This window comes from Antarctobacter jejuensis (assembly GCF_052266595.1).
Lineage (GTDB): Bacteria > Pseudomonadota > Alphaproteobacteria > Rhodobacterales > Rhodobacteraceae > Antarctobacter > Antarctobacter jejuensis.
The window spans coordinates 1-19,695 of sequence record NZ_JBQQXJ010000006.1; the positions used below are offsets into that span (position 1 = coordinate 1).

The window sequence follows — 19,695 nt, forward strand, 5'->3', positions numbered from 1 at the left end:
TGGGAAAGAAAGGGGCCAGGCGTGCCATCTGCGCGTCGGTCAGCCAGAAGAGATCGCTCATGTCACCGCTCCGTTTTCGAAGCCGTGAATCATGCTGTTCACGCGAAATCAATGCATCCTGACCCTAGGACCAGAAAAGAGTGTCGATGTATAGTGCTGATTGAGCATGAATTGAGATTGTTTGAGCTAGTCTTTGGTGCAGATTGGGACAGATATATTCTACTCACGAGGTTCGCTGGTTTTCCCGGTGAGCTGGAAGCTGCGATCGAGGAAGATCGTCTGCCCGATGCTCTCACAGATGGCGAAACCGTCACGCTAGCTGCCATGGTCACTCTAATCCTGCTCCATGAGGTGGGACATTCAGCCGACTATTCGATAGATCCCACGGAAGCGACGATAGTTTCTGGTCTGAACGAGCTGATCGAAAGTCTTGACGAGAAGCGCAGGGAGGAACTTCGAGCCGACGCGTTCACTGGAAGTGTCCTTGAGCGAGCGTGTTTTGAAAGACGGTTGGACCCAGGCGAAGAGAATGCCTGTCTCGCCGCTTCCGAGCTCTCGATGCTAACGTTTATAGTTGGAATGAAAGGCAAGTCGCGTGACGCGCGGTGCCTGCGGTTTTTAGATACCGTACCAGGTTATCCAAACTGGCAGGCGAGATTTATGACTATTGGCCTAATGCAGCACCCAGGCCCATCGTCAATTGGGCTCCTGAGAGACTATATCGAAACCCGCAATAACCTGATGCTACTTCCTTGGCTCTCGGATGTTCCAGTTTGTCGAAGCGCTATTGCCAACTGACGCCAGAATTTTTGAGTGAGCTTTGGGCTTCTCGGAGCGACCAAACAATCCGCACGTTTTTGTCACGGACTGAAACGACCGTTTCTGTCCGTCACCGATAGCTGCCATTCATCGGATGTCCGCTCAGTCCGCACAGCAGTCATTCCGGACACACCGGTCCAGAAACAATTTTGACAAGGTCACGTCAGATCGGTGTCGTTTCACGAATGTCTTGCCTCTCTGCAGCGCCATGACATGCCAAAAAACGAGCCCCTTTCGAGGCCCGTTTCTTAAGCGTCGGTTAAAACGCCCCTGTAACCCATTGATCTGGCATTCCCCCTAAGCTGTCCACGCGTGGACAAGGGGGGGCTGGATCACTCGGCGGCCCAGCCCGACACGGCCTTGACCTCGACAAAGTCATGGATGCCCCAGCTGCCACCCTCGCGGCCATTGCCGGACATCTTCATGCCGCCAAAAGGCGAGCCCGCGCCGCGCCCCTCGCCGTTCATCTCGACCATGCCCGACCGCAACTGCCGGGCCAGCCGATTGCGCCGCGCGCCGTCCTGGCTCTGAACGTAATTGGTCAGCCCATAGGGCGTGTCATTGGCGATGCGCACGGCCTCTTCCTCGGTCTCGAACCGCAGGATCGACAGGACGGGACCAAAGATTTCCTCCTGCGCGATGGTCATGTCGTTGGTCACGTCGGCAAAGACCGTGGGCCGCACGTAATAGCCCTTGTTGAACCCCTCGGGACGACCTGGCCCACCGGCCACCAGCCGCGCGCCCTCGGCCACACCCTTTTCGATCAGCGCTTGGATCTTCTCCCACTGGGTGCCGTTCACAACCGGCCCGATGTGCCGCCCTTCTTCGGAGGCCGGCCCAACCGTGACCTTCTTCGCCACGGCGGCCGCCTCTTCGACCACGCGGTCATAGATCGACGCCTCGACCAGCATCCGGCTGGGCGCATTGCAGCTCTGCCCGGTGTTGTTCATCATGTGCAGAACGCCGCGCTTGACGGCCTTTTCGTCCGCATCGGCAAAGACAAGGTTCGCGCCCTTGCCGCCCAGTTCCAGATGCACACGCTTCAACGTGTCGGCGGCGGCGATCGAGATTAGTCGCCCGGCGCGGGTCGAGCCGGTAAAGCTGACCATATCCACGTCCGGATGCGACGACAGCTGGCTGCCCACGCCAGCGCCATCCCCGTTCACAAGGTTGAAAACCCCAGCGGGCAGACCTGCGGCATCCATGATCTCGGCAAAGATCATCGCGTCCAGCGGGCTTTCCTCCGAGGGTTTCAACACCATCGTGTTGCCCGCCACCAGCGCCGCGCCGACCTTGAGCGTGATCTGGTTCATCGGCCAGTTCCACGGCGTGATCAGGGCGCAGACGCCCACCGCCTCATGGATGATCCGATCATTGGGGGCGTGATCCCCCAGCGGCGCCTCCCACGCGAAATCCTTGGCCGCCTTGATGAAGTTCTTGAGGTGCCAGAGACCGGCGCCGACCTGCTGTGTCTTGGCCATCTCGATGGGTGCGCCCATTTCCATGCTGATCGCGGGGCCAAGATCCTCGGCCCGCGCCTTGTAGGCGGCATAGACCCGCTCCAGCGCGGCGATGCGGTCCTCTACCGGGGTGGCCATCCAGCCGGGCAGGGCAGCTTTGGCAGCGGCCACGGCGGCGTTGGTGTCGGCCTCTCCGCCAAGCGAAATCACCGCGCAGGCCTCTTCGGTGGAGGGGTCGATGACCTCATGCGCCGTCCCGGCCAGCGGCGCGACCCATGTTCCGTTGATGTAGAATTCGCGTTTCTCGAGCATTGGTTTCTCCCGCGTATTTGCCCTCCTGACACGACCTGTCGGATGAATTAGCCGGATGGTCGGTCGGGATTTTGCGGCACTCTGTCACCCCGATGAGAGAGGCGCAAGGAGGGGCTTTACATGGCAATTTCAGATCGTACCTAAACAGGCAGAGCAATTCCGATTTTTCGGACAAGAAAGGATTTTTCAATGGCACTTCGTATCAACGACGAACTCCCGAACCTCACCGTCACCACCGATCTGGGCGAATACAAACTGCATGACTGGATGGGCGACAGCTGGGCGATTCTGTTCTCGCACCCCAAGGATTTCACGCCCGTTTGCACCACCGAATTCGGTGCCGTGGCGCAGCTGGCCGCCGAGTGGGAAAAGCGCGGTACCAAAGTGATGGGCATTTCCGTCGACGGTGTCGATGAGCACAAACAGTGGAAAGGCGACATCGAAAAGACCGCAGGCGCGCCCGCTGGTTTCCCGATCATCGCGGATGAGGATCTGGCCGTGTCCAAGGCATTGGACATGCTGCCGGCAGACGCCTACCTGCCCGATGGCCGCACCGCTGCCGACAGTGCCTCTGTCCGTTCGGTGTTCATAATCGCCCCGAACAAGAAGGTGCAGCTGATGATGACCTATCCGATGTCGGTTGGCCGCAACTTTGCCGAAGTGCTGCGGGCGCTGGATGCCCTGCAGGCCACCTATGAAACCCCGATCGCAACCCCGGCCAACTGGACTGTGGGGGAGGACGTGATCGTGGCGCTGTCGCTGAATGACGAACAGGCCAAGGAAAAATTTGGCGAGGTCGAGGCCGTGCTGCCCTACCTGCGCAAGACCAAGAAGCCGGTCTAAACTCCGGTTCCGGATCGATTGGCGGGCGTCCCGGTGGGGCGCCCGTTTTTTCATTCACCCTAGGAATTGCGGAAATTGCTTTTCAATTCGGTAACTTCGGTCAATATCGGTGGCGCTCTTTCCTGACAGAGGCACAGCCATGCGTGATCCCTATATCCTCGGCGGCGAACAGGTCGCCCCTGGCACTCGGCGTACCATCGACCTGCCGGTTTCGGTGCTGTCGGATCATACGCCGGTGACCTTGTCCGCGCATGTGGTGCATGGCCGACGGCCCGGCCCGGTGATGTTCGTTTCGGCCGCCGTGCATGGCGATGAGGTGATCGGGGTCGAGATCGTGCGACGCCTTTTGCGGGCGGCGCCCGTGTCGCGGCTGGCGGGGACGCTGGTTGCCGTTCCGATCGTGAACAGCTTTGGATTCATCAACCGGTCTCGGTACCTGCCCGACCGGCGCGACCTCAATCGCAGCTTTCCGGGAACGTCTGCCGGGTCGCTGGCGTCACGTCTTGCGGATCTGTTCCTGACAGAGGTCGTGGCCCCCTGCGACGTGGGCATCGACCTGCATTCCGCAGCGGTGGGGCGCACCAACCTGCCTCAGATCCGGTTGACGCCGGGCAACAAACGGCTGAGCGAATTGGGACAAGCCTTTGCCGCGCCAGTGACGTTGATGTCCAAGACACGGGAAGGATCGCTGCGGAAATGGGCGGCGGATTCGAAGGTCGATGTTCTGCTGTACGAAGCCGGTGAAGGGCTGCGGTTTGACGAGCACGCCGCGCGGGCCGGGGTTGCGGGTATCCTGCGGGTGATGGCCACATTGGGCATGATAGCGGAGCGCGGCGTGCCGCGGGCGCGGCACACCTCTGTGATTTGTGAGAGGTCCAGCTGGGTCCGCGCACCTAGCGGTGGCTTGCTACGGACGTTGAAGCGGCGTGGTGACTATGTCGAACGGGGGCAGGTTCTGGGCGTGGTTTCGGACCCGTTCGGAGAGCGTGAGGCCGAAGTGCTGGCCGAAAGCACTGGCATCCTGATCGGACGGTCGGACCTGCCAGTGGTGAACGAGGGCGACGCGCTGTTCCATATCGCCGAACCGGTGGACCAGAAGAAGGCTGAAGTGGCGGCGGAGCGGTTCGAACTCGAACTTGAAGCGCCGCCTCTCTATGATGAAGATGAGATTATCTGACTGATTTGTAATATTTTTCTGCCGGGGAAAGGTTTCGTCGATTGGCGGTTGCGCACCGGCCCGCAGCTTGGCAGTTTTGCCGGGTCTGAGCGCTGGGAGTAAAGCCATGTCCGTCACGATCGCCACCTGGAACATCAACTCTGTCCGCCTGCGTGCCGGTCTGGTCGAAAAGCTGCTGACCGAGGACGCGCCGGACGTGCTGTGCTTGCAGGAATGCAAATCGCCGGTGCCGAAGATCCCGCATGATGTCTTTGCCGCCCTAGGCTACCATCACATGGTTGCGCGCGGCGAGAAGGGGTACAACGGGGTCGCGATCCTGTCGAAACAGCCGCTGGAGGATGTGGGCGACAAGGATTTCGCCGACCTCGGGCACGCGCGGCATGTGGCGGCGCGGATGGAAAACGGCATGACGATCCATAACTTCTACGTCCCTGCGGGTGGCGATGTGCCGGATCGGAACGTCAACGTGAAGTTCGGGCAAAAGCTGGATTACCTTGCCGGTATGCGGGACTGGTTCCGTACGGAGCGCCCGGAGAAATCGGTGCTGGTGGGCGACCTGAACATTGCGCCGCTGGAAGATGACGTCTGGGATCACAAGAAGATGCTGAAGATCGTCTCTCATACGCCGGTCGAGGTCGAGGCGCTGGGTGATGTGCAGGATGCCGGGGCATGGGTGGACGTGACCCGCAAGGATCTGCCCGTAGGCAAGCTGTACAGCTGGTGGTCCTATCGCGCCAAGGATTGGGATGCGGCGGACAAGGGGCGGCGTCTGGATCACGTCTGGGCCACGCCGGACATATCCAATGCCGCTCATTCCAGCCGCATCCGGCGCGATGTGCGGGGCTGGGAAAAGCCGTCGGATCATGCGCCGGTTTTCGCGACCTTCGATTTGTAAGGGTGAAACGCGCCGGTTCGGCCGTGCGCTGACACCTGCAATTCATGCAAATCCGGCCGGGCGGGCAGGGCTGAGACGGACCGCATGAACTCATGCCGAGCCTGCCGCGCCCTTGCAACTGGCGCTCCCCTGCGCCATCTACGGTCCAACACATATTCAACCGCGTGAGGGTGACATGCTGGAACTGGGCGGCGGCCAACCGGCTGCGGACAATCTGGTCAAGGATATCTCGGAAGCCGAGTTCATGGCCGAAGTGGTGGATGGCTCTGCCGAGGTGCCGGTCATCGTGGATTTCTGGGCGCCGTGGTGCGGCCCGTGCAAGACGCTTGGCCCGATGCTGGAGGATGCCGTAAAGGCCGCCAAGGGCGCAGTGCGCATGGTCAAGGTCAACGTGGACGAGGCGCAGAGCATCGCGGGCCAGTTGCGGATCCAGTCGATCCCGACGGTCTATGCCTTTTACAAGGGCCAGCCGGTTGACGGATTTCAGGGTGCGGTGCCGCAGTCCGAACTGAAGGCCTTTGTCGAGCGCGTCGTGACCGCGGCGGGCGGCGACGCATCGGGTGGGCTGGACGACGCGGTGGCCGCCGCAGAAGAGATGCTGGAGCAGGGCGCGGCGGTGGACGCGGCGCAGACCTTTGCAGCGATCCTCGAAGAAGAACCGGCCCATGCGGGCGCCTATGGCGGCATGGTTCGCGCGCATATCGCGATGGACGATCTGGAACAGGCCGAGGCGATCCTGAACGGCGCGCCGGCAGAGATTTCCAAGTCACCCGAGCTAGAGGCGGCGCATGCCGCGCTGGAACTGGCCAAGCAGGCGCAGAACGCCGGGCCCGTGGCCGAATTGTCCGCGGCGGTGGAGGCAGATCCGGCCAATCATCAAGCCCGGTTCGATCTGGCGCAGGCGATGCATGCCCATGGAGATGTCGAAGGCGCGGTCGAGCAATTGCTGGAGCTGTTCAGGCGCGACCGCGAATGGAACGACGGCGCGGCCAAGACACAGCTGTTCACGATTTTCGATGCCCTGAAAGCCAACGATCCCGTGGTCCTGAACGGACGTCGCAAATTGAGCTCGATGATATTTGCCTGAGCCTGCCCTCAGGCTAGATTGCCCTGCATGACAAGGCTAAAAGATCTGCCGGGCGTGATCCCGGTCTTCCCCCTGCCGGGCGCGCTGCTCTTACCAAGGGCGCGCCTGCCCCTCCACATCTTCGAGCCGCGCTATCTGGCCATGCTGGATGACGCGCTGAAGACCGAGACCCGGTTGATCGGCATGATACAGCCGCAGCAGGTGCCGGGGCGCGATGAGAAAGCCTTGCACCGGATCGGCTGCGCGGGCCGGATCACGCAGTTCTCGGAAACCGAGGACGGGCGCTATATGATCACCCTGATGGGCCTGTCGCGTTTTCGCATTCAGAAAGAGGTGGACGGCTTTACCCCGTATCGCCGATGCGAGGTCAGTTGGGACGGGTTCGAGCGCGACCTGCAGGGGTCTGAAAAGGACCACAGGTTCGACCGGGGCCAATTCATGAACCTGCTCGATCGCTATTTCTCCTCCAAGGAGCTTTCGGCGGATTGGGAAACCCTGCAGCAGGCAGACGATGAATTGCTGCTCAATTCCCTGTCGATGCTGCTGGAGTTCAATCCCGAAGACAAACAGGCGCTGCTGGAGGCGCCATCGCTCAGCACGCGGCGGGAGACGCTGGTGATGCTGATAGAATATGCCATGCGTGGCGGGGAAGAGGACCTTATCCAATGACCGTGGAATTTGACCGCCGGATGCTGGAGGCGCTGATCTGTCCGGTTACGCAGACAGCGCTTCGGTATGACGCCCAGTCGCAGGAACTGATCTCCAAGGCGGCGGGGCTGGCCTATCCGATCCGGGATGGCATTCCGGTGATGCTGCAGGATGAGGCGCGTCGGTTGGACTGAGCGCCGCCCGCAACGGTCGGCCTTTCAGGGCAGTTCGACGTAGATCTTGGGATATCTCCCGTAGACCTCGTACCAATTGCCGCGAACGTGCTGGCCTACAGTGACCTGGCCATAGGCATAGGACACCGTCTTTGACGTGGTCGAGGGACCCGTACGGAGTGCGGCAGACTTGATCTTGACCTTGGTTCCGGGTGGATATCGACCGGCGGTGGCAGGGGCAGCGGCTGTTACCTTGGCACGGGTGATTTCTGTCCCGACGGGGATCTGCACGTAGCGTCCCGCCTTGCCTTCGACCCCGTACCAATTGTCGCGCATATGCCGCCCGATGGTCACTGACCCGTAGATGTAGGAAATCGTCCGGCTGTCGCTGCGGGGGGCGATGTGGGCTGCAAGCGATTTGATCTTGAGCGTTGTCCCGGGGACGAAGATCGTGCCGCGAGTGGTGACCTTTGCATCGGTGGGGGCTGCCGTCTTTTGTGTGGTGGCGGTTCGAAGGACTTCAGCGCTATCGGGGATCTGCACATACCGGCCCGTGCGCCCCGCAACCTCATACCAGTTGTCCGTGATGTTGGAGCCGATGGTCACGGAGCCGTAGATGAAGGATACCGTCTTGCTGCTACTGGACGGCGCGGTGTGCAGTCTGGCGGATTTGACCTTGAAGGTTGTGCCGTTTGGATGCGGTTCGCTGCCGGTGACTGGCGCGGGCCGGTCAGGTTTGCCAGAGAGCGGCGCGGTGGTTGCATGGACCAGCGTGCCGGTGGGCAGATTGACGAACTGGCCCACCTGTCCGGCCACCCTGTACCAGCCGTCCCCGACATGACGGCCAAGGGTGACGGAATTTTCCTTGTGTCCGAGCACTTCAGCAGAGAGCGAGGCGCTTTTGTAGACGGGTTCTGCCACGACAGTGATGCCGGTGCCCTCCGGCAGGACGTCATGCTCCTTCAGGAAGTAAGGTTTTGTCGGCGCGGTGAGTTTTGCGCCGGGTTCGATCACCGGTCTTTTCGGTTCGGGGGCATTCAGACCGGCCAGCATGGACCGCGCGGCAGCCACAACCGGCGTGTCGGGGTAGCGATCGATCAGTGATTTCAGCGTTGCGCGCTTTGTCTCGACGTCGGGGATCACGATGGCGGCCAGCAGGGCGGCGTTGGCCTCATCCGCGCGTTTGCGTTTTTCGGCGTCGGTGCGCTGACGCTGGAACCGGTCAAGCCTGCGTTGGGCGGCGCGGGCGGCAGAGGTGCCGGGGAAATCCGCGATCAGCTTGGCCAGCCCGGCTTCCAGCTGTTCGCCGTCCTGCAATGCGAAGGCCTCTGTCAGAGCGCGCCCGGCAAGCGTTTCACGGTCCGGTTTCTGTGGGGCTGGGTCCACGGCGTCCGGAGCAACCTTGAGCAAGCTGCTGCCTTCCAGGATCCTCGCCATCGGGATTCCGTAGTTGATCTTGTTGCGGTCCGATCCGGCGTTGTGCAGGCCGATGACCTGCTGAGAGGTCGCGTCGATCACCGGAGAGCCGGAGTTTCCGGGCAGCGTATCGCAGGTGTGCAGCAACCGGCCTTCGGACATGGCGGGGGCATTGGCGCGGCATTTCTCGCGGCTGATGCGCTGCGCCTCACCCATCGGGTGGCCGATGATCCAGTAGGGGTCATTGGCCTCCGGCACGCGCGAGGCCAGCCGCAACACGCCGAATTCCCGGCCCGGCTTGTCCCCGATGATGCGCAGCAGGGTGTAGTCGAGATCCTTGTTGGTCTCGACCGGGACCGGGTTCACAAGAAAGCTGCGGGTGCCTTCGGTCACGCCTTCGCGGGTGTATCCGGCAATGAACCTGACGCCGATGATGGCGCTCGCCCCGGCGCGCGGGTGGTCAAGGATGCCCGGCACACAATGATGGTTGGTCATCAGCAGGTCTTCCTCGACAAGGAAGGCGGTGCAGGGAAAGACCTGCACGTCGGTCGCCACGTCCAGCCGCCCGACACTGCGCCCGATGGTGGCAAAGACCGATTTCGCCGAATAGGTCGAGATGGGTTCGTTGTTGTAATCGCCAAACGCCGCCTCAAGCATGATATCATCGCCCGCCACCTGATTGCGTTTCAGGACGATGTCGCCGAACGAACTGATGTCAAAGCCGATCATGTCGTCCTGCGCCTGTGCGGAAGGGCTGGCAAGAAGGGCTGCGAAGAGCGCGGCAAATCCAAATCGTTTCATGAAGGCGAACCCCCGGTCCAGAAAATGGCTGGTTCATAGTCTATCACGGATTGGCCGGCCTGTGCGGGCGGGATCCGGCGAGTGCCGAAGTTCAGGGCAGCAGTTTGCGCATGGCGGTGCGGGTGGTTGCCCCGATCTGGCCGTTGACCGGACCGCTGTAGAGCCCAAGGTCGCGCAGTTTGCGCTGCACGGCGCGCGCCTCTTCGGGCAGCCATTGATCGCTGTTGCGGTCGATCAGCCAGGTCAGGCCCAGCCGCAGGCTTTCCACGTAGTGATCGGCGGCCTTGTCCGCGTCTTCCTTTATGGCCCTTGCCCCAAGGTGAAGGATGGCCAGCCGGAAATGCGCCTCGGCGTCGTCCTGCTCTGCCGCCGCAGTGAACAGGTCGAAAGCCCTCGCTTCGGATTGGGCGACGCCATCCCCGTCATAGTACAACCGCCCCAGCCAAGTCTGCGCGGTCGCGTGACCCTGATCGGCCGCGCGGGTCAGCCAGCGCACGGCCTCAGTCTTGGACTGGGTCACGCCGGTGCCGGTGTAGTAGAGGCTGCCAAGGCTGAATTGAGCGGCGACATTGTTCTGCCGCGCGGCGAGCCGATACCAGGCGACAGCCTGTTCGTCAGATTTCCTGACCCCGTCGCCGGTCAGGTACATGTCGCCAAGGTTGTTCTGCGCAACGTCATAGCCTTTTTCTGCAGCGCGGTGATCCAGCGCAGCGGCTGTCTGGTCAGAGACGGCAACGCCGATGCCCTGCCGGTACATGTAGGCCAGCGAGGATTCCGCGATGGCATAGCCCTGATCGGCGGACAGGCTGAGCAGGCGGAACGCCTCTGCGTCGGATTGTTCGACGCCCGATCCATAGAGATGCGCGGTGCCCAGACCGGCCTGGCCGATTGGGTCGCCGGCCTCTGCTGCGGCGCGGTAATGCGGGATCGCCTCGTTATAGCGTTTGGCGGCATAAAGCGCCTCACCCAGAAAGGCGGTCATGCGCGGGTGACCCGGAAAACGTTCGAGCGCGGCGGAACAGGCGGCAATGCCGCGTTCAGCGTCGATATCGACGAACCGTCGACCTTCTTCCTGCATCAGGCCGGTTTCCCGGTCGGGGTGGAAACGATCCCCGGCAAAACGGTCGCAATCCTGAACAAAGGGACTGCTGGTCATGCGTTGAACAAGCGTCGGGCCGGTGTCGACGGGCGGGGCGGGCGGCTGCATGACATTGATCAGGCGGGTCGCTGTCTTGGCTGCAGAGGTCCCCGGCGCGCCTGCCACAACCAGTTTGAGCGCGGCGAGCCGATCGGCGTCATCCTCGATCTCAAGCGCCTCGGACAGGCGTTCGAGGGCCTGCGCCTCCGGGTCGGGCGGGGCAGGGGCTGTGCCGCCGGATGCGCTGGCTTTCAGAACCTTGCTCTGTTCAAGGATGCGGGCCATCGGGATGGCGTAATTGACCGAGTTGTTGGCGGATCCTGCATGATGCAGGCCGACCACCTGACGGGACGAAGCGTCAATCACCGGGGATCCGGAATTGCCCGGCATGGTGTCACAGGTGTGCAGCAGCTTGGCTTCGGAAAGGGCAGGGGCGTTGGCCCGGCATTTTTCGCGGCTGATGCGTTGCGACTCTCCCATCGGGTGGCCGATGATCCAGTAGGGGTCATTGTCCAGCGGCGTCGCGGAGGCCAGTTGCAGCGCGCCGTATTTTGCCCCGGGCGTCTGTCCGGCGATGCGCAGGATGGTGTAATCTAACTCCTTGGAGGTTTCGACCGGGTCAGACAGCACGATAAAGCTTTCGGTGCCTTCGGTGACCCCTTCGCGGACGTAACCCATCACAAGACGGACACCGGCGATGCTGGTCGCCTTGGCCTTGGGATTGTCGAGGATGCCCGGCACGCAATGGTGATTGGTCATGATCAGGTCGTCGGCCACCAGAAAGGCGGTGCAGGGGAAGACACCAGTGTCCGTCGCCACGTCCAACCGCCCGACCGACCGTCCGATGCGGGCAAAGACCGAGGTCGCCGAATAGGCAGAGATATGTTCGTTGTTATAGTCGCCAAAGGCGGCCTCGTGGATCGGGTCGTCGCCCACCGTGGCCACCTGGTTGTGCGACAGCACAACCTTGCCGAAAGATGAGAGGTCATAACCGACCATATCCTGCGCCAGCGCCGGGCGGGCGGCAAGCAGGGCGGCAACAAGGATCAGGACGGGTTTCATGGGTGCCTTGGGCTGAGGGTTCGGATTGCCGTCAGGATAGCACGTCACGCCCCTGCCGTCGGGGAAGGGATTCCGGACCTCCCTGAGCGCGAACACATAGAAATCGACGCGGGTCAGCGTCAGCGGTGGTCCCCAGTGCTAAGAAAAAGCCCGGCCTTCCTGTGGGGAAGGCCGGGCAAATTGTGCCGGACACGACGTCAGGTCAGAAACGTCAGGGCAAAAGTTTGCGCATCGAGGCGACGCTTTGCGGGCCGATGGCGCCGTCGATGGCCCCGTCATAGACGCCCTCCTCTTTCATCTTGCGCTGGAATTCGCGCGCTGTATCGGCATCCCAATTGCGCGCGTCACGATCCAGCAGCCAACGGCTGCCTCCCTTCAGCCCGCGGATATAGTAACTGGCAGCGAGTTTGGCATCCTTGGTGACGCCGTGACCCTTGGCATAGACCATGCCCATGTTGGTCAGCGCGGTGGCGTGCTTCTTGCCAGCGGCCTTGCGGTACCATTTCACCGCTTCCTTGTAATCCTTGGTGATGCCGCCCTGACCCATGTAGTACAGCACACCAAGGTTGGTTTGCGCGGCGGCATGGCCCTTGTTCGCGGCTTTCAGGTACCACGTCTTGGCGGTGGTCTTGCTTTGCGTCACGCCCCGGCCGTTGGAATACATCACACCAAGGTTGAACTGGCCCTGCGTGTTGTCGGCAGCGGCTGCCTTGCGATACCAGGTCACGGCGGTCTTTTCGTCTTTGGTCACACCGTAGCCCTTGGAATAGGAGAGGCCGACCATGACATAGGCATCGCTGACTTTCTTGTCGGCGGCCTTGCGGTAATAGCTCAGTGCCCGGTTGTTGTTCTTGGTCACGCCATCGCCGTAGTAGTAGATGTTGCCAAGGGCGTAGTTGGCGCTGCCGTGGCCCTGCGCCGCCGCTTTATCGTAGTAGCTGCGTGCCGTGGTCCAGGATTGCCCCACACCGGTCCCATAGGCATAGGCGCGCCCCAATTGGTACTGGGCGTCCATGTGTCCCTGATTGGCGGCCTTGCGATAGTTCTGCGCCGCCAGAGAGGTGGATTTGGACACCCCGTTGCCGTTGGCATAGGCGAGACCCACGTTGTACTGCGCGTCGGCATTTCCGGCGTTGGCAGCCTTGCGGAAATAGCGGGTCGAGGTGCTGAGGTTCCTGGAAACACCATCCCCGTCGCGGTAGAGCCGTCCGAGGTTCAGCGCGGCAATGGTGTCGCCCTGATCCGCAGCTTTCTGGAACCAGCGCGCGGCAGAGCTTTCGGATTTCACCGTGCCGTGCCCTTCGAGGTACATGATCCCCAGATTGGACTGCGCAATGGCAAATCCCTGTTCGGCGGATTTGCGATACCAGGTGACGGCGTCCTCGGCCGACTTGTTCAGCCCGCCGTGGCCGTTCTCATAAAAAATGCCAAGATTGTTCTGCGCCAGCGGGTCGCCGGATTCAGCGGCGATGTGCAGGGGGCGGACGGCAGAATAATGCTCGTTCGCGGCCAGCAGGGCACGGGTCAGAAAGGCCAGCATGCGCGGGTGATCGGGGAACTTCTGCAGGGCGGCGCGACAGGCGGCAATAGCGGTGTCTGGGCGGATGTCGTCAACATCGACGCCGCGCACCACCATGATGTCGGCCTTGTAGTCCGGGTGCGCAGAAGTGCCCGCCAGCCGGTCACAGCGCTGCACGTCGGCATCCGCAACCATGCGTTCATTGACCGACAGTGACGGTGCCTGCGGTTCCGGATCGACCTTGACCACCGGTTTCGGCTGCGGCTGCGGTTCTGGATCGACAGTGACGACCGGCTGCGGCTGTGGTTGCGGCTTGGGCACCGGCATCTTCAGCACCGCAAGCAGTTGGTGCGCGGTTGTTGCGGCAGCGGTGCCATCATATTGCGCGACCAGCGTTTCCAAAGCGGCGATCCGGGTGTTCGTTTCGGAAATCGAGATGGCCCGTGACAGTGCCCCCAGCGCCAGCGTTTCGGTGTCCGGCTTGGAGGCCTGATTGCCGCCGCCGGTCTGTGTCCCGACCAGCACTTTGCTGTTTGCAAGGATCAGGGACATTGGCACGGCAAAGTTCACGCTGTTGGCGCGGCTGCCTGCGTGGTGCAGCGCAATCACCATCTGCGAGGAGGCATCGATCACCGGAGAGCCGGAATTACCCGGCAGCGTGTCACAGGTGTGCAGCAGTCGGGACTCGGACAGCGCGGGGGCATTGGCGCGGCATTTTTCGCGGCTGATGCGCTGGGCCTCTCCCATCGGATGGCCGATGATCCAGTAGGGGTCATTGTCCTGTGGTTGCAACGAAGCAAGGCGCAGGGTGCCATGTTTCTTTCCGGGCTTGGCGCCGAGGATACGCAGCACGGAATAATCAAGGTCCTTGTTGGTCTCTACCGGGATCGGGTTGACCATGAACTTCTCTGTCCCGGTGGCAATCCCTTCCTGGGTGTAGCCGGTGACAAATTGAACGGCGGCGATAGCATTCGCGCCGATGCGGGTGTCGTCGAGGATACCGGGAACACAATGATGATTGGTCATCAAAAGGTCATCGGCGACCAGAAAGGCAGTGCAGGGAAAGTTGCCCTTGTCCGTCAGAACATCCAGACGCCCCACGGATCTGCCCATCTTGGCAAAGACGGATTTCGGCGAATAGGCCGAGATGAATTCGTTGTTGTAGGCGCCGACCGCCATTTCGTGCACGACGTCGCCTGCGGCGGTCTGTTTCTGCTTGAGAATGACACTGCCGAAAGAGGCCGGATCGAACCCGATAAGATCCTGCGCAAGAGCGGCGGGTGCCGCGGACATGAAAAGGGCTGTCATAATGGATGAAAGGCGGTGCATGGTTTTCCCCCGGATGAAAACTTTGCTTGAAGGCATGATAGCAAAATGGGCTTGAAATGGGACGGTGGGATTCCCGACCATTTCAAGGGTAAATCATGAAAATCTCAACCTCCGGGGAGAGGTTTATGCCGTTTCGATGGCGCGGATCAGGATCTCTGGATCAAGGTTGCCGCCGGAAATCGTACAGATTAGGGCGTCGCCCTTGATTTGATCGGCCCTGAACAGGGCAGCGGCCAGCGCCACCGCGCCACCGGGTTCGGCGACGACCTTCAGGTGCATCAGGGCGAGTTTCATGGCCCTGAGGACCTCTTGGTCCGAAACGGTCAGGCCGGGACCGCAGAGCCGTTGCAGGATGGGAAAGGTGATCTCTCCGGGGGTTGGCGTCAGGATCGCGTCGCACAGGCCGCCAGCCTCTGTCGCGTTGCGCTCATGCTGACCAGAGCGCAGCGAACGGGCCGTGTCGTCATAGTCCATCGGTTCGGCGGGGCGCGGGCGCAGGCCCGGCGCGCGCGCTTCCAGCGCCAGCGATATTCCCGCCGTCAAACCGCCGCCGCCGCAGCAGATCAGGACATCGGCCTCGGTCACGCCCAATTCGGCGGCCTGTTCGGCGATTTCCAGCCCGCAGGTGCCTTGCCCGGCAATGACCTGTGGCTCGTCATAGGGGCGGATCAGGGTCAGGCCCCGGTCGCTGGCAATGGCAGCACCAATCTCCTCGCGGTTTTGGGTGGCGCGATCGTACAGCACGACCTCCGCTCCATAGGACCGGGTGCCCTCGATCTTGGCAGCCGGTGCATCCTGCGGCATGAGGATCACCGCAGGCACTCTCAGCCACTGCGCCGCATGGGCAACCCCCTGCGCGTGGTTGCCAGACGAAAACGCGATGACACCCTTGACGCGCGTATCTTCGGGCAGGGCGGTCAGTGCCGACCACGCGCCGCGGAACTTGAAGCTGCCGGTGATTTGCAGGCACTCGGGCTTGACCAGCACCCGGCGCCCGGCGATGGCATCCAGCGCCGGTGACGACAACAGCGGCGTGCGGCGGGTGATGCCCTTGGCCCGCTCTGCTGCGGCCTCGATCATCTCGATGTTCATGATGTCCTCACTCTTGCGCGTGCAAGGGGCCGCAGGGGCGAACGAATGTCAATGTGCCTTGCACCCGGACGCGGCGCGGGGCAGCTTGGCGCCATGATCGAGAGACGGGCAGAACAGGATGGGCAGGAGAGCTTTGCGTGGTATTCGCCCTGCGAAACCTATCGTTACGGGCTGCGCCGGGTCTGGGCCGCGGGGCCGGAGGTGATGTACGTAATGCTGAACCCCTCGACCGCGACAGAACTGGCCAATGACCCCACCATCGAACGCTGTCAGCGCCGGGCGCGGGCGCTGGGCTTTGGCGCGATGCGGATCGCGAACCTGTTCGCCTATCGCGCCACCCGACCCGAAGACCTGCGTCACGCGGCGGATCCCGAGGGGCCGGAAAATGCCGCCCTGCTGCGCGACTGGTCCGACGCGGCGGATGTCACGCTGGCTGCCTGGGGCGTGCACGGGGCGCTTAATGATGCCGGGCCAAGGTTGGCGCCGGTTCTTTGCGGCGACGTGCGGCACCTTGGTCTGACGCAGGCCGGGCACCCGCGTCATCCGTTGTATGTTTCCTACTCGGTGCAGCCCGCGCCTTGGCCAGTGGAGGTGCGGTATGCCGCCTGAACCCGATATGACCGTTCTGAAAGGCGAAATTGCCCGGTTGACCGATGAGGTTCAGCGCCTGAACCAGCACAGGTTCGTGCGGGTTCACAACAGCATCTGGAGACTGGCGCTCTGGCAGTTCATCCGTGGGCTGGCACTTGGTCTTGGCACCGCGGTGGGGGCCACGGCGCTGGTCTCGGCCGTTGTGATCGTGCTCAGCCAGATCGAGTTCATCCCGATCCTGGGTGATCTTGCCACCGCGATCATCGACGAGATCGATGACAAGGTCGAGGCGACGGTGGAAGAAATCGAAAAATCGATCCCGTCAGAGTAATCCCCGGTTTACCCGCTTAGGCGATAGTCGGCCTCGCGCGGCCTGGGTCGCGTGCAGGATGTGGCTGGGTGGAAGTGGGCTGATGACGGGACTGACCTGATGTTGTTCTTGTCGGGCTTGCTGGGCATGATGGCGCTTGGGTCGGTTGCGATCGTGGGCGTCGGCACCTTTGAGGAAGATGATCCGTCGGACGACTGGCCGGATGATCCGGGCGGCGGTTCGGTTCCCGAAGATGACGTGGATCTGACCGCGACGAAGGTGCCGCCCCTCGATGACGGTCAATGGCCGTTGCCGGATGATGGCATCTATGATCAGGGCCGATCTTTGTTTGCCCGCATGGGGCTGATCAACCTGATGACAGAGATCGAGGGCGAAGCGGGCGCATCAGGCGGCGCACCGGCAACGGAGGTTCTTTCCCTGGAGGCGTTTGAGGTGGCAAATGAGGTGCCCGCCGTCGAACCGCACGAACCGGACGCGGATCTGCTAGCGTTCGACATCGATGAGGAACAGCTGTTGATCATCTACGATGACAGCGCCGGTACCGGCGATCCCGCTCTGGAACTGCGTGTCAGCGAAGACGATCCTGCGAAGACGGAGATTGTCGTTGACGGTGCTGTGCTGGGTCATCTGCATAGCGATGAGGCGCCGCCCCTGTCCTCGATTGTGCTGCTGGGGGAAAGCGCTGCAGGCGCATTGGCCTTGGGCTGACCTGCGGCCCTTGCCAAACGCGGGTGAATCGCGTACCTGCGCGCATCCGCTCAAGCGGACTTCTCCACGGGCCCTGCTGGACGACATCCCGGCTTGCGCCATAACCCTTTGATCCGAAAGGAGACCCCGATGTCGATTACTGCGGAAGAAAAAACCCGTCTGATGAAGGAATATGCCACCAAGGAAGGCGACACCGGTTCGCCCGAAGTGCAGGTGGCCATCCTGACCTCGCGTATTTCCACGCTGACCGAACACTTCAAGACCCACAAGAAGGACAACCACTCGCGTCGTGGCCTTCTGATGATGGTCGCCCAGCGCCGCAAGCTGCTGGACTATCTCAAAGGCAATGATGAGGCGCGGTACCGCGACCTGATCGGCCGCCTGGGCATCCGCCGCTAAGAGCGACTTACCTCGTACGAGGGACAGGCGCCCGTCTCCGCAAGGAGGCGGGCGTTTTCACGTTTCGGGACCGTGGTCTGCACAGGAACCCGGGCATGTGCCGGTTTCTTGGCATTTGTCGCCTGCTCCCGACGGATTTCAATCCAGTGACGGCCCGTCTTGCCAATGGTTGGGCCTCCCGGGCCTTTGGCGCGACGCGACCAGTCTTTCCTGAGAGGGGCGTCATGACCCTGCGCCGTTGAGTCCGGGACTTGTTGACCGTGCCTCTGGGAGAGGAATTGTCGCGGCTGGCGCAAAAGCGGTTGGCGCAAAAGAAGTACGATTTTGCGCCGACCTGCCCTCGGGGCCGATCCGAGGTCGGGGCTCTAAACGTATCGCTGGAACAGGCGCGCGTTGCGCCACGCCATGGCGACCAACTACGCGGGGTGCAGCCCGCAGTTCTAGGCAGTGCCAGACACGTTGACCGATCTGGTAAAAAACCAGTGGTGCGCGAGGCCCCCGAGGGCACGGCAGATCAGACCAGGTCGGGCTCTCGTCCGACCCGATTGGCAAGCCGTCCAATGGTCAGCCCCTGCACGATGATCGAGAAGACGACGATCACGTAGGTCACGGTCAAGATCAGGGGTTTCCATTCATTGTCCGGCAACGACAGCGCCAACGCGACAGAGATGCCGCCTTTCAGCCCGCCCCATGTCATGATCGGCATGACACCGGGAGCGAAACTGCGAAAGGGTTTGAGCATCATGATCGGCACCACCACCGCTGCAAGCCGTCCGAACAGAGCCAGCGCAATGCAGATGACGCCCGTTACCAGCATGTTGGTCTCAAGCTTGACTGCGAAAATCTCGATCCCGATCAGCATGAACAGTACGGCGTTCAGGATTTCGTCCACCAGTACCCAGAATTTTTCGACATATTCTCGGGTCTCCTCGGACATGCCGTGTTTGGCCCCGATGTCGCCGATCAGCAGGCCGACGCAGACCGCCGCGATGGGGGCCGAGACATGCAGCGCGATGGCCAGCTCGTAGCCGCCAAAGGCCAGCGCGAGGGTCAGCAGAACCTCCAGCGCGTAATCGTCGATATGGCGCATGACGCGGAAGGTCAGCCAGCCGAGGACGATGCCCAGAACCGCGCCACCAAGCGCCTCTTGTGCGAAGAGTTTCAGCGCATCCATGGCCGGGCTGGCATGCGCGGCGTCGCCGCCGGTGCTATGCGATAGGGCCGGAAAGGCCAGGCCGACGAGGACAAGGAAAACCACATATCCGACGCCATCATTGAACAGGCTTTCACCTGCGACCTGGGTTTCCAGGGACTTGCGCAGGTTCGCCTGTTTCAAAACGCCCATGACGGCAACCGGATCCGTGGGCGACACCAGCGACCCGAAGACAAGCGCGATCAGCACCGGCGCGCCGGTGAGCCAGTGAAAGCCCAACCCGATCACAACGGTGGATAGCGCCACGCCGATCGTCGCCATCAGCAGCACGGTCGGCCAGACGGCGCGCAGGTCCGATAGTTTGACATGCAGGGCACCGGCGAACAGCAAGAGGCCCAACATGCCCTCCAGCAGGGCGTCGGAGAAATCGATCCCGGTCACGATGCCCCGCAAGTCTTCGGCCAATGTCAAAGAAGGAACAAGCGTATCCAGCCCGAGCGCGGACATGGACGTCAGCAAGGCAACCACAAGAATACCGATGGCGGAGGGCAATTTGAGAACGAAATAGTTTATCGTGCCGAAGACGGCGGCAAGAACGATGAGCAGAGATGCAATCTGTAACAGGGTCATGGGAACGCTTTTCTGAAAGGACAGACCGCGTCTAGCACGCTGAAACGGCTTTTACTGCGCAAAAAGTGCGGGCTTTCGAGTTGCACCATACGGGGACGGTTACTGCGTATCC

Annotated in this window: 17 protein-coding genes; 11 read left to right on the forward strand and 6 right to left on the reverse strand. The window is 62.0% G+C overall.

Annotated features, from left to right (window positions below; all coding sequences use genetic code 11):
• Positions 1–798, forward strand: a 798-nt coding sequence (locus ACTXGA_RS09850; protein ID WP_443393701.1) for a hypothetical protein, incomplete at its 5' end; no start/stop codon positions are given.
• A gap of 353 nt (positions 799–1,151) precedes the next feature.
• Here the strand turns inward: ACTXGA_RS09850 and ACTXGA_RS09855 are convergent.
• Entirely contained in the window at positions 1,152–2,591 is a 1,440-nt protein-coding gene (locus ACTXGA_RS09855; protein WP_443393155.1) for an aldehyde dehydrogenase family protein, read from the reverse strand.
• A 189-nt stretch (positions 2,592–2,780) separates the two neighbouring features.
• Between ACTXGA_RS09855 and ACTXGA_RS09860 the strand changes: the two genes are divergently transcribed.
• The 6 genes from ACTXGA_RS09860 (at position 2,781) to ACTXGA_RS09885 (ending at position 7,435) form a co-directional block, all read left to right on the forward strand.
• The gene (locus tag ACTXGA_RS09860; protein ID WP_443393157.1) at positions 2,781–3,434 is read left to right on the forward strand and encodes a peroxiredoxin; all 654 of its coding nucleotides are present in this window, start codon (positions 2,781–2,783) and stop codon (positions 3,432–3,434) included.
• A 139-nt stretch (positions 3,435–3,573) separates the two neighbouring features.
• Complete coding sequence (locus tag ACTXGA_RS09865) at positions 3,574–4,611, forward strand: succinylglutamate desuccinylase/aspartoacylase family protein (protein ID WP_443393159.1); 1,038 nt, start codon at positions 3,574–3,576, stop codon at positions 4,609–4,611.
• Between the two features lie 106 nt (positions 4,612–4,717).
• The gene (locus tag ACTXGA_RS09870; RefSeq protein ID WP_443393161.1) at positions 4,718–5,506 is read left to right on the forward strand and encodes an exodeoxyribonuclease III; all 789 of its coding nucleotides are present in this window, start codon (positions 4,718–4,720) and stop codon (positions 5,504–5,506) included.
• 175 nt (positions 5,507–5,681) lie between these two features.
• Entirely contained in the window at positions 5,682–6,593 is a 912-nt protein-coding gene (gene trxA / locus ACTXGA_RS09875) for a thioredoxin (protein ID WP_443393163.1), read from the forward strand.
• A 27-nt stretch (positions 6,594–6,620) separates the two neighbouring features.
• Positions 6,621–7,262 (forward strand): LON peptidase substrate-binding domain-containing protein, encoded by a 642-nt coding sequence (locus ACTXGA_RS09880; RefSeq protein ID WP_443393165.1) that lies wholly within the window; start codon positions 6,621–6,623, stop codon positions 7,260–7,262.
• Positions 7,259–7,435 (forward strand): Trm112 family protein, encoded by a 177-nt coding sequence (locus ACTXGA_RS09885; protein WP_443393167.1) that lies wholly within the window; start codon positions 7,259–7,261, stop codon positions 7,433–7,435. The genes ACTXGA_RS09880 and ACTXGA_RS09885 overlap by 4 nt, the downstream gene beginning before the upstream one ends.
• A 24-nt stretch (positions 7,436–7,459) precedes the next feature.
• Here the strand turns inward: ACTXGA_RS09885 and ACTXGA_RS09890 are convergent, their stop codons facing one another.
• The 4 genes from ACTXGA_RS09890 to ACTXGA_RS09905 form a co-directional block, all read right to left on the reverse strand.
• The gene (locus tag ACTXGA_RS09890) at positions 7,460–9,631 is read right to left on the reverse strand and encodes a trypsin-like peptidase domain-containing protein (protein ID WP_443393169.1); all 2,172 of its coding nucleotides are present in this window, start codon (positions 9,629–9,631) and stop codon (positions 7,460–7,462) included.
• 91 nt (positions 9,632–9,722) lie between these two features.
• Positions 9,723–11,831, reverse strand: a complete 2,109-nt coding sequence (locus ACTXGA_RS09895) for a trypsin-like peptidase domain-containing protein (RefSeq protein ID WP_443393171.1) — start codon at positions 11,829–11,831, stop codon at positions 9,723–9,725.
• 211 nt (positions 11,832–12,042) lie between these two features.
• Positions 12,043–14,643, reverse strand: a complete 2,601-nt coding sequence (locus tag ACTXGA_RS09900) for a trypsin-like peptidase domain-containing protein (protein ID WP_443393173.1) — start codon at positions 14,641–14,643, stop codon at positions 12,043–12,045.
• Positions 14,644–14,802: 159 nt separating this feature from the next.
• Positions 14,803–15,774 (reverse strand): threonine ammonia-lyase, encoded by a 972-nt coding sequence (locus ACTXGA_RS09905; RefSeq protein ID WP_443393682.1) that lies wholly within the window; start codon positions 15,772–15,774, stop codon positions 14,803–14,805.
• Between the two features lie 90 nt (positions 15,775–15,864).
• Between ACTXGA_RS09905 and ACTXGA_RS09910 the strand changes: the two genes are divergently transcribed.
• The 4 genes from ACTXGA_RS09910 to rpsO all read left to right on the forward strand — a co-directional run bounded on the left by ACTXGA_RS09910 (position 15,865) and on the right by rpsO (position 17,800).
• On the forward strand, positions 15,865–16,380 hold the full coding sequence (locus ACTXGA_RS09910; RefSeq protein ID WP_443393684.1) for a DUF1643 domain-containing protein: 516 nt from the start codon (positions 15,865–15,867) through the stop codon (positions 16,378–16,380).
• Positions 16,370–16,693: a DUF5665 domain-containing protein gene (locus ACTXGA_RS09915; protein WP_443393175.1), complete on the forward strand. Its 324-nt coding sequence runs from the start codon at positions 16,370–16,372 to the stop codon at positions 16,691–16,693. The genes ACTXGA_RS09910 and ACTXGA_RS09915 overlap by 11 nt, the downstream gene beginning before the upstream one ends.
• Before the next feature lie 99 nt (positions 16,694–16,792).
• Positions 16,793–17,401, forward strand: coding sequence for a hypothetical protein (locus tag ACTXGA_RS09920; protein ID WP_443393177.1), 609 nt, complete (start codon positions 16,793–16,795; stop codon positions 17,399–17,401).
• 129 nt (positions 17,402–17,530) lie between these two features.
• Positions 17,531–17,800, forward strand: coding sequence for a 30S ribosomal protein S15 (rpsO, locus tag ACTXGA_RS09925; RefSeq protein ID WP_443393178.1), 270 nt, complete (start codon positions 17,531–17,533; stop codon positions 17,798–17,800).
• Between the two features lie 514 nt (positions 17,801–18,314).
• Here the strand turns inward: rpsO and ACTXGA_RS09930 are convergent.
• The gene (locus tag ACTXGA_RS09930; protein WP_443393180.1) at positions 18,315–19,583 is read right to left on the reverse strand and encodes a cation:proton antiporter; all 1,269 of its coding nucleotides are present in this window, start codon (positions 19,581–19,583) and stop codon (positions 18,315–18,317) included.
• Positions 19,584–19,695 lie beyond the last annotated feature (112 nt).